The sequence below is a fragment of the Rhizobium sp. SVR5-9E genome (genome assembly GCF_056755095.1).
The window spans coordinates 46,121-55,431 of the sequence record NZ_JBNDHS010000038.1 but is presented as its reverse complement, the minus strand read 5'-3'; the positions used below and the strand labels follow the sequence as shown (position 1 = coordinate 55,431).

Genomic DNA, 9,311 nt, shown 5'->3' with positions numbered 1-9,311 from the left:
TAGATAAAGAGGCAAGCTTCCGTACCGGCCTCATCCGGGCGAGGGAAAATGCAGCACGGATCACGCTGTCCGGCACCGAGCGGCACATGAAGTCCTTTCTGGCAGGCCGAATTGATGATCTGGTAGCGAACTTTCGGGTCATAACATCTGTGAACCGCAATGTCGGCTTCTTCACCACTGGTTACAACTGGCTGATTCAGATCATCCCTGCTCTGATCGTCGCGCCGGCGTTTTTCCGCGGTGATATCGAATTTGGGGTGATTACACAGTCCGCAGCAGCATTCGCGATGCTGGTGGGCGCCTTTTCGCTGATAATCAACCAATTCAACTCGATCTCCAATTTTGCTGCCGTCGTGGCACGGCTGAGCACACTCTCGGCAGCGATAGAAAACCCCCGGCAGCATGTCCGATCGGAAATTCAGATCAACGACACCGGAGAGGACCTTGTTTATGAGAAGCTCACGATATTGTCAGAGCGGGATGACGCGCCGTTGTTACGGGAGCTGACCGTAGCCATTCCGTCTTGTGCCCGCGTACTGGTGACCGGCCGCGAAGACCAAGAGAATGCGTTTTTCAGGGTCACCGCAGGGTTCGCTTATCCGGGTTCGGGCAGAATCTTTCGTCCCGCCAACGCAGGGATACGCTTCCTGCCGCAGCAGCCCTATCTTCCGCCGAGCACGCTTCGACAGCTGATCGTTCCGTCGGCCGCGGGTGCTGAAAACCTGGATGAACGGATTTCGAGACTGCTTACCGAATTCGGACTCGGGCGCATTTCCGCAGCGGGGGGATTTGAACAGGTAGTAGAATGGGATACCCTTCTGACGCCAAGAGAGCAGCAGCTGCTCGCGATGGCGAGTGTATCCGTAGCGAGACCGCGCGTCATTGTGCTTGAGAGGACCGCGGCTACGGTGGGGTCGGACGAAGTCCGCAAGATTATTACGCGCTTTGCAGAGGACGGAATCGCCTGCGTTCATATTGGGAACGTCGCAGAGATATCATTTTATGATGCCATCCTGGAGTTTGCCGACGATGGCGCTTGGCAGTGGAGGAAACGGGCATAACCGCACAAGCGGTGGTGGCATGCAGCACAGAGACTGAGGCGAAAAGAAACTCGATGGGAGGCTGATGATGACGAATGCCGCTCTTTCAATCGATGACAACCAGACAAAGACGGCCCCGACCACCCCGCTTGGGGCCGAGGAACTCCGCTTGATGGACGCCTATTGGCGGGCATCGAACTATCTTTCGGTGGGGCAGATTTATCTACTCGATAACCCGCTTCTGAAAGAGTCGCTCAGGCGCGAGCATATCAAGCCGCGGCTGCTCGGCCACTGGGGAACGTCGCCCGGCTTGAACATGCTCTATGTGCACTTGAACCGGGTGATCAAGCGCGACGATCTCAACATGATCTATGTGATCGGGCCTGGTCATGGTGGGCCGTCGCTGGTCGCGCATGCCTATCTGGAGGGAACCTACAGCGAAGTCTACCCGAATATCGGGCAGGACGTGGGGGGTATGAAACGCCTGTTCAAGCAGTTCAGTTTCCCGGGTGGGATTCCGAGCCACGTTGCTCCCGAAACCCCTGGAAGCATCCATGAAGGCGGTGAATTGGGCTATGCCCTGAGCCACGCCTACGGCGCGGCCTTCGACAATCCTGATTTAATCGTCGCCTGCGTCGTCGGCGACGGCGAGGCCGAAACGGGCCCGCTCGCCACGGGATGGCACGGCAACAAGTTCCTCAATCCCGCCCGCGACGGATGCGTGCTGCCGATCCTGCATCTCAACGGCTACAAGATCGCCAACCCGTGCTTCCTCGCTCGCATTCCCCAGCCCGAACTGCAGAAGTTCTTCGAGGGGATGGGATATGCGCCGCTTTTCGTGGAAGGGAATGATCCGGACAAGGTGCAGCAGCAGCTGGCCGCGGCCATGGACACCGCCGTTACGGAGATCAAAAGGATCTGGGCGGAGGCGAGGGACAAGGGGAACGTCGGCCGTCCGGCCTGGCCCATGATCGTCTTCCGCACCCCTAAGGGGTGGACCTGCCCGAGCGAAATCGACGGCAAGAAGTGTGAAGACTATTGGCGCTCGCATCAGGTCCCGATGGGCGACATGGACAAGCCGGAGCACATCGAGATCCTTCAGCAGTGGATGAAGAGCTACAAGCCTGAAGAACTCTTCGACGGCGACGGTCGATTACGCGCCGAATTCGCGTCCTTGGCTCCGGCGGGTCATCGCCGGATGAGCGACAACCCGCATGCAAATGGCGGCCTGGTGTTGCGTGATCTGAAGATGCCGGACTTCCGCGACTACGCCGTCTCGGTGCCGAGCCCCGGATCGGTGACGACGGAATCCGCTCGCGTCATGGGCAAGTTCCTGCGCGATGTCATGAAGCTGAACATGGATAGCAAGAACTTCCGGCTGTTCAGCCCTGACGAGAACAACTCCAACCGTTGGCAGGACGTGATGGAAGTCACCAACCGTTGCTACATGGCGGAGATCTATCCCGAGGACGATCACCTGTCGCCCGATGGCCGCGTGATGGAAGTGTTGAGCGAGCATCAGTGCCAGGGCTGGCTGGAAGGCTACCTCCTGACGGGGCGCCACGGCTTCTTCTCCTGCTATGAGGCTTTCATCCACATCATCGACTCGATGTTCAACCAACACGCCAAATGGCTGAAGGTGTGCAACCACATTCCCTGGAGGCGGTCGATCGCCTCTCTGAATTACTTCCTGAGCTCGCATGTCTGGCGGCAGGATCACAATGGCTTCAGCCACCAGGACCCGGGCTTCATCGATCACGTCGTCAACAAGAAAGCCGAGGTGATCCGCGTCTATCTGCCGCCGGATGCGAATACACTGCTTTCGGTCACCGACCACTGCCTGCGAAGCCGCAACTATGTGAATGTCGTCGTGGCCGGCAAGCAGCCGGCTCCGCAATGGCTGACCATGGATGAGGCGATCAAGCACTGTGCCCAAGGCCTCGGCATTTGGGAGTGGGCCAGCAACGATCGAGGTTCGGAGCCGGACGTCGTCATGGCGTGCTGTGGCGACGTGCCGACGCTGGAGACGCTGGCGGCCGTGCAATTGATCCGCGAACATATTCCGGAGCTGAAGGTGCGCGTGATCAATATCGTCAATCTCATGAAGCTGCAGCCGTCAAGCGAGCACCCGCATGGGCTTTCCGATCGCGATTTCGACGCGCTGTTTACCAAGGACAAGCCGATCATCTTCGCGTTCCATGGATATCCCTGGCTTATTCACCGTCTGACCTACCGTCGCACCAACCACGACAATCTGCATGTTCGAGGATACAAGGAGGAGGGAACGACCACGACGCCGTTCGACATGGTCGTTCTGAACCAGCTCGATCGCTTCCATCTCGTCGAAGACGTCATTGATCGGCTGCCGCAACTCGGCGCTCGCGCGGCCTACTTCAAGCAGGCGATCCGCGACAAGCTGATCGAGCATCGGCAGTACATCCAGGAGCACGGCGATGACATGCCTGAGATCAGCGGCTGGAAATGGGGTGTCCGAGGACAGTCAGCCAGCCCGCGAGGGACGTCGACGGAAGGCGACAACACGTGAGCCGCCCAGTCGGCTGCTGAGGGGGCGGCTAGGCTGAGTTGCGATGAAACCAGTGCTGATACGCAAGTCACGCCTGACGACGCTCAGGCCGTCATTTGCGTGTTGGCACGGTGACTAGCTGTGTGAAGGCAAAATGGATCGCGAAGCTGTGGAATGGGTGAAGTCATGATCGAGATACCCCCCATCGCGCCACATATGGAGTCCGCGCCGAGCGACCAGGACTTGGCGCGATTGCAGTTAATGACCCTGCTGTACTACCTGCAATGCACCAATCCGGACAATGGGCTGGTGCGCGACAAGACGCAGGACGGTGCGCCGGCGAGCATCGCTGCGATCGGTATGGCGCTTGCCACCATTCCCGTCGTCGTGGAACGCGGCGTCATCATTCGCGAGTTTGCCGTCAAGATCGCCCGGCGTCGGTTGGAATTCCTGATGCATTGCCATCAGGGACCGGAACCTGACGCCTCCGGTTACAAGGGCTTCTTCTACCATTTCCTCGACATCGAGACGGGGCGGCGGGTCTGGCAGTGCGAATTGTCGACGATCGACTCGGCCTTTCTGTTTGCCGGCGCTTTGACGGCCGCTACCTATTTCGATGGGGATACCGAGGACGAGGTGAAAGTCAGGCATCTTGCTGCCTCGCTCTACGAACGGGCAGACTGGAACTGGGCGCGTGACCATGGTGCGACGCTGACGCATGGCTGGCGACCGGAGAACGGCTTCATTCCCTATCGCTGGCGTGGCTATGACGAGGGCCTGCTTCTCTACATACTGGGGCTTGGATCGCCGACCTATCCGCTGCCGCCGGAAAGCTATGCGGCCTATAGGGAGAGCTACGAGTGGCGTAACATCTTCGGGCGTGAACTGCTCTATTCCGGTCCGCTCTTTACGCATCAGCTTTCGCATATGTGGATCGATTTCCGCGACATCCGCGACGAATTCATGGAAGAGCACGACAGCGACTATTTTCAGAACAGCCGCCAGGCCACCTTCGTGCAGCAGGAATATGCGATCCGAAATCCGATGGAATTCGAAGGATATGGCGAACACTGCTGGGGATTTACTGCGTGCGACGGCCCCGGCTGGCGGACTCTAGAAACTGGCGGATTGCGCCGCGAGTTCTTCGATTACATCGCGCGCGGCGCACCGTTTGGCCCTGACGACGGGACAGTAGCGCCCTGGGTCGTCGTGGCATCGCTGCCTTTTGCGCCCGAGATCGTCATTCCAACCGTCCGCAATTTCGCGGGCATGAGTCTGGGGATGAAGCGGCTTTACGGGTTCAAGCCATCCTTCAATCAGACCTTCAAGGATGCGAGCAGTCCGACAGGGTGGTGGATCAGCCCCTATCATTTCGGAATCGATCAGGGGCCGGTGGCGCTCATGATCGAAAACTACCGCACTGGCTTCCTCTGGAATCTGATGCGCAATTGCGAACCCATCGTCCGCGGATTGCGCAGGGCCGGGTTTACCGGCGGCTGGCTGTAACAAAGGATGCGTGAAGGAAGCTCCCGGTGTCGCCAGGCAGCTGGAACATTTTGCCCGTAAGAATGGTTCAGCCCTCGTAGAAAACAGGGGAGTATTTCCTATGCCGGCGAAATCGAAATCACAGCAGAAGGCTGCGGGCGCTGCTCTCGCCGCCAAGCGTGGAGACATAAAAAAGAGCGAGCTGAAGGGCGCTTCAAAGGGCATGGCTGAGTCCATGAGCGAGAAGGAGCTGCACGACATGGCGTCGACCAAACGTAAAGGCAAACCGGAGCATGCCTCGAAATCGTGAGTGAGCGTCGCCATTGCACGCCCATCAAAGCTTGACCGATACAGCTTCAGGAAACGTCCGTCGTTGGGCAGAGGCGAACCATAGGTGTGGCGTACAATTTACACAGGAGCACACTTTGAACACGGCCAATCTTCAACTCGAAGGCCTCGTCATGGCAATCGCAGCCATGGCGGATGTCATTGTCGACAAGGGCCTGATTAGTCGCCAGGACCTCAATGCCGCCTTGGAAGCGACGGAGAGAGCGATCGCGGAGGACGGCAAGCGCGAACTATCCGATGCCAACCGTGCGGCGGCGCTGTTTCCGATCCGCGTCCTCCTGCTCGCCGGCCAAGATGCTCAGCGGGCGAAACGGTTCACCTTCTCGGATTATGCTGAACTCGTCGGCAGGTCGAGGTGAACACCGGATGTTGACGTATTCACGCCGGCATCGCCGGCTGAATAGCCATTCGCTGCCGGTTGCAAGCGCTGCTTATTCAGCAGTCGTTGCGACAGTATCGGCAAGCGAGATGGCTAATCGGCTTGCCTTGCAGCTTTAACCCAAGCTGATAGAGTGAATTGTATAAGCGCCACGCATTGTGCTGCCTGCATTTTTGTCACCATTTGAATGTGTTGAGGCACAATGGAAGCATTGAAGACTGCGAGTGTCAGCTATGGTGCCGAACCTGGATTGCGCTTTGCCCTGCTGCTTGACGGACAAGGTGGGTGCAGGCAACTGGACATGGCGCAGCTCTGCGCTTGGAGGCCGGAAGAAGGCGTCCTCTGGCTTCATCTGGAGCGCGATCACCCCGCCGCCGCTTCCTGGATTACGCACAAAAGCGCCCTCGATCCGTTTGTGGTCGAGGCGCTTCTGGAAGAAGAGTCCCGCCCTCGCGTCGAACCTGTCGACGATGGACTGTTGATTATCCTGCGCGGCGTGTGCGCCACGTCGCCGGAGGACGCGAAGGAGGCACCGGCGGATATCGACCTTGTGCCCCTGCATCTTTGGGTCGACACAAATCGCATCGTCTCGCTGCGCGACAGCGGTCATTACATTACCGCACTCCGCGACATCCGTTTGTCGCTGGAGAAGAACAAAGGCCCCCAGCGTACCGGCGACCTGCTTGCCCTGATCGGCGACAAACTGGTGCGCGATCTCGAAGCCGTGCTCGACGCCATGGACGAGGAAGTGGACGAACTCGACGAGATGATATTTCACGGTGAGGCGAGCCAGGTGCGCGAGCGCCTCAAGCTGCTGCGTCGGCGCGCCGTGCAACTTCGCCGCTATCTTGCGCCCCAGCGCGATGCGCTCAATCGGATAGAGCATGACGACGCACCCTGGTTGGCCGAGCGCGACAAGCTTCGCATGCGCGAGGTCATCGACAAGCTGATGCGCTTCATCGAATATCTCGATGCGATACGCGATCGCACGAGTATCCTGCACGACGACCTTTCGACCGTTATCAGCGAACGCATCGCCCGTAACTCCAACCGCCTGGCTGCGCTTGCGGCCCTGCTGTTGCCGCCGAGCGTGATTGCCGGCCTTTTCGGCATGAATGTTGGTGGCATTCCCGGCGTCAACGACACATGGGCCTTTGTGATCATCGTTGCATTCGTGACGATCATGGCGGTCGTGACACTGTGGATGCTGAAGCGCATCAACTGGCTCTAGGATCAGACACGAGCTGCATGCCAGCCCGGCCCGGCGCTTTACTCGACGCTGACATCTTTCCAGGTATCGAACGTCGCGGCCTGGCCGAGGCGCCGTCCCTGCCGATCGATGAGTTCCCAGACAATGGCATTTTCGATCCAGAAACGGCGGCCTGATTTGGCAATACGAAGGCCACGGTAGTCGGCAATAAAACCGTTGACTGTCACGGCATTGAGCAATCTTTCGCGCTCGGCCCGATCCGGCGCTTCAGCCGAAAGACGGGACGGCAAGGTAATGAACTCCGCCCATGTATATCCAAAGCAGGCCTGGGCGGCGCGGTTTGCATAGATGAAACGCGGATCGGCTTCACTATTGTGGGCAAGAACCACAGCCGGAGACTGGTTGTACAGCCACTCGGCACCTTGGCCCTCGGGTGTCAGAGGTCGTCCTACGCGGCGTTCAAAGCTCTCGGCCATCAGCGTGTAAAATGCCGGATCGGAGGACAAGTCGAGTCCTGCCATGTTGTAGTCGAATATCATGCCATGCATCCTTCAGCGACGACGAAAGTCGCTCCTTATGCCTGTCTTTTGTGAATTGGAGTCGAAAATGAGGCGCCCATTACCCGATATTGACGGCAGGAGCTGCCGGACGTGGCTTCATGAGGCAATGAGTTGGCCGGCCGGCATGGGCCGACCGCTGGATGCCGTTACCATTGAGCATTCGAGGCCGCTTCGATGGGCGCAGAGGGGGTATCTCCGAAAAGCTCCTGTGGTCTGTGGCCCGGTGAAAACTCGCCACCAAACGGGCCATGCGGTGTGACGAAAGCAAGATAGATCGCGATGGCAAATAGCGAAATCAGATACATGCCGAGCGGGAAGGCGAGGCTGAGGGATTGCGACTTCTGATCCCTATGCTGATGGCGCGTCATTTTTGAGTGCTCCGTGGAACGTCGGGCGTAACAAAAAGTTCTGCAGCGCTTTCCCGTTCGGGTCGGCTAGAGCGGTCGGGGAAAATCTCCCCCTTGGTCCTCGTCGCTTCGGGAAGACCGCCCAGGGCGGCTGGGCGGTCTTGCGGGATCCTGGGACCCGCGAAGCTTCGGGAGGGGATGCCGAAGCTCATTGGTAGCAGGAGAGAAGAGCTTGCTACCCGCCTCTCTTGAGGCTGGAAAAAGTCTAGTGCCAGGCGTGACGAAAGAGAATTATACAGTCGTCTTGTCTCGTCATACCTTCGGATGCGGCAGGAGACTCGTCCAGGAACTGGGCACGCTGCGGTGAAACCTTCGCGAGGCTGAAAACGGATAGTACCGGCTTGGGCTTTTCTTGGCCCTAGAGCCTTTATACGTGCCTCGGCGGCTCTCCAAGCGGCAGCTTCAGCTTGTCCGCCATGCGGGCGAGCTCCGGCAGGGAGGCAGCACGCATCTTCTGCATGACCTGGCTGCGGTGAACCTTCACGGTAATCTCGCTAACGCCCAGATCTCCGGCGATCTGCTTGTTGAGCCGGCCGGTTACTACCAGAGCCATTACCTCGCGCTCTCGCGGGGTCAAGCTATCGAACCGCACGCGCAACGTCTCCAGTGCCTTTTCATTTTCAAGCCATACGCGGTCGCGCGCCAGGCCGACGTAAACGGCATCGAGCAAATCCTGATCGCGGAACGGTTTCGTCAGGAACTCGATCGCGCCCTCCTTCATTGCCTGGACGGACATCGGAATGTCGCCATGCCCAGTGATGAAGACGATCGGGAGCTGCATGTTCGCCTGCGACAGCTGCCGTTGAAAATCAAGGCCGCTTTGCCCTGGTAGCCGGACATCAAGCACGAGGCAGGTCGGCCCGGCTGGCCGCCCAGAATTGAGGAAATCGCCCACCGAGGCGAGGAGCTTCACGTCAAAACCGACGGATCGAAGGAGACTGCCGAGCGCCTCGCGGATCGCCGGATCGTCATCGATGACAATAACGGTTGCTGGCGCCTCGGTCATCGTGAGCGCTCCCAAAGCTGAGCGAGCTCTCGTCGCGCGCTATCTGCGCCCATTATGGCAGCAGGCCGAGGCGGACTCGAAACGCTATAACGCCAAGGTGAACAGAACACTCCCCCTCTCTCCCTCCCGAGTTCCGGCACGCTAGAATGCCCCCTAATTACTTAAGCCACAAGGGCAAATGCGATGTGACCAGTCCGCCGGGTCAGCCGCTTTGCGCCTCCTCGTTGTGATGGTGCCGGCGTTAAACAACCTATACCATCGTATAGGCTCCGATGACTTTGTCGTCACTGCACGCTGTTGTATGTTGTCGCAGACGCTACAACGCTAGAATGCTTCACAACACCAAACGGCG

Annotated in this window: 9 protein-coding genes; 6 read left to right on the top strand and 3 right to left on the bottom strand. The window is 58.8% G+C overall.

From position 1 onward, the window contains the following. From ACPYOJ_RS17995 to ACPYOJ_RS17970, 6 genes are all read left to right on the top strand, one after another. The coding region (locus ACPYOJ_RS17995) for an SbmA/BacA-like family transporter (protein WP_481417459.1) at positions 1–1,061 on the top strand (1,061 nt) is incomplete at its 5' end. 67 nt (positions 1,062–1,128) lie between these two features. Next, positions 1,129–3,585 (top strand): phosphoketolase family protein, encoded by a 2,457-nt coding sequence (locus tag ACPYOJ_RS17990; protein ID WP_481417458.1) that lies wholly within the window; start codon positions 1,129–1,131, stop codon positions 3,583–3,585. Between the two features lie 165 nt (positions 3,586–3,750). Further along, on the top strand, positions 3,751–5,070 hold the full coding sequence (locus ACPYOJ_RS17985) for a glucoamylase family protein (protein ID WP_481417462.1): 1,320 nt from the start codon (positions 3,751–3,753) through the stop codon (positions 5,068–5,070). A 100-nt stretch (positions 5,071–5,170) separates the two neighbouring features. Beyond that, positions 5,171–5,359 carry a DUF3008 family protein gene (locus ACPYOJ_RS17980; RefSeq protein WP_168832428.1) on the top strand — a complete coding sequence of 63 codons (189 nt, stop codon included), beginning with the start codon at positions 5,171–5,173 and terminating at the stop codon, positions 5,357–5,359. 115 nt (positions 5,360–5,474) lie between these two features. Next, the gene (locus ACPYOJ_RS17975) at positions 5,475–5,756 is read left to right on the top strand and encodes a hypothetical protein (protein ID WP_481417457.1); all 282 of its coding nucleotides are present in this window, start codon (positions 5,475–5,477) and stop codon (positions 5,754–5,756) included. 222 nt (positions 5,757–5,978) lie between these two features. Next, the gene (locus ACPYOJ_RS17970; RefSeq protein WP_481417456.1) at positions 5,979–7,007 is read left to right on the top strand and encodes a CorA family divalent cation transporter; all 1,029 of its coding nucleotides are present in this window, start codon (positions 5,979–5,981) and stop codon (positions 7,005–7,007) included. Positions 7,008–7,045: 38 nt separating this feature from the next. Here ACPYOJ_RS17970 and ACPYOJ_RS17965 read toward each other — a convergent pair whose 3' ends face one another. The 3 genes from ACPYOJ_RS17965 to ACPYOJ_RS17955 all read right to left on the bottom strand — a co-directional run bounded on the left by ACPYOJ_RS17965 (position 7,046) and on the right by ACPYOJ_RS17955 (position 8,959). Next, complete coding sequence (locus ACPYOJ_RS17965; protein WP_481417455.1) at positions 7,046–7,525, bottom strand: MEKHLA domain-containing protein; 480 nt, start codon at positions 7,523–7,525, stop codon at positions 7,046–7,048. A 167-nt stretch (positions 7,526–7,692) separates the two neighbouring features. Next, the gene (locus ACPYOJ_RS17960) at positions 7,693–7,914 is read right to left on the bottom strand and encodes a hypothetical protein (RefSeq protein ID WP_481417454.1); all 222 of its coding nucleotides are present in this window, start codon (positions 7,912–7,914) and stop codon (positions 7,693–7,695) included. Between the two features lie 406 nt (positions 7,915–8,320). After that, positions 8,321–8,959 carry a response regulator transcription factor gene (locus ACPYOJ_RS17955; protein ID WP_481417453.1) on the bottom strand — a complete coding sequence of 213 codons (639 nt, stop codon included), beginning with the start codon at positions 8,957–8,959 and terminating at the stop codon, positions 8,321–8,323. Between the last annotated feature and the right edge of the window lie 352 nt (positions 8,960–9,311).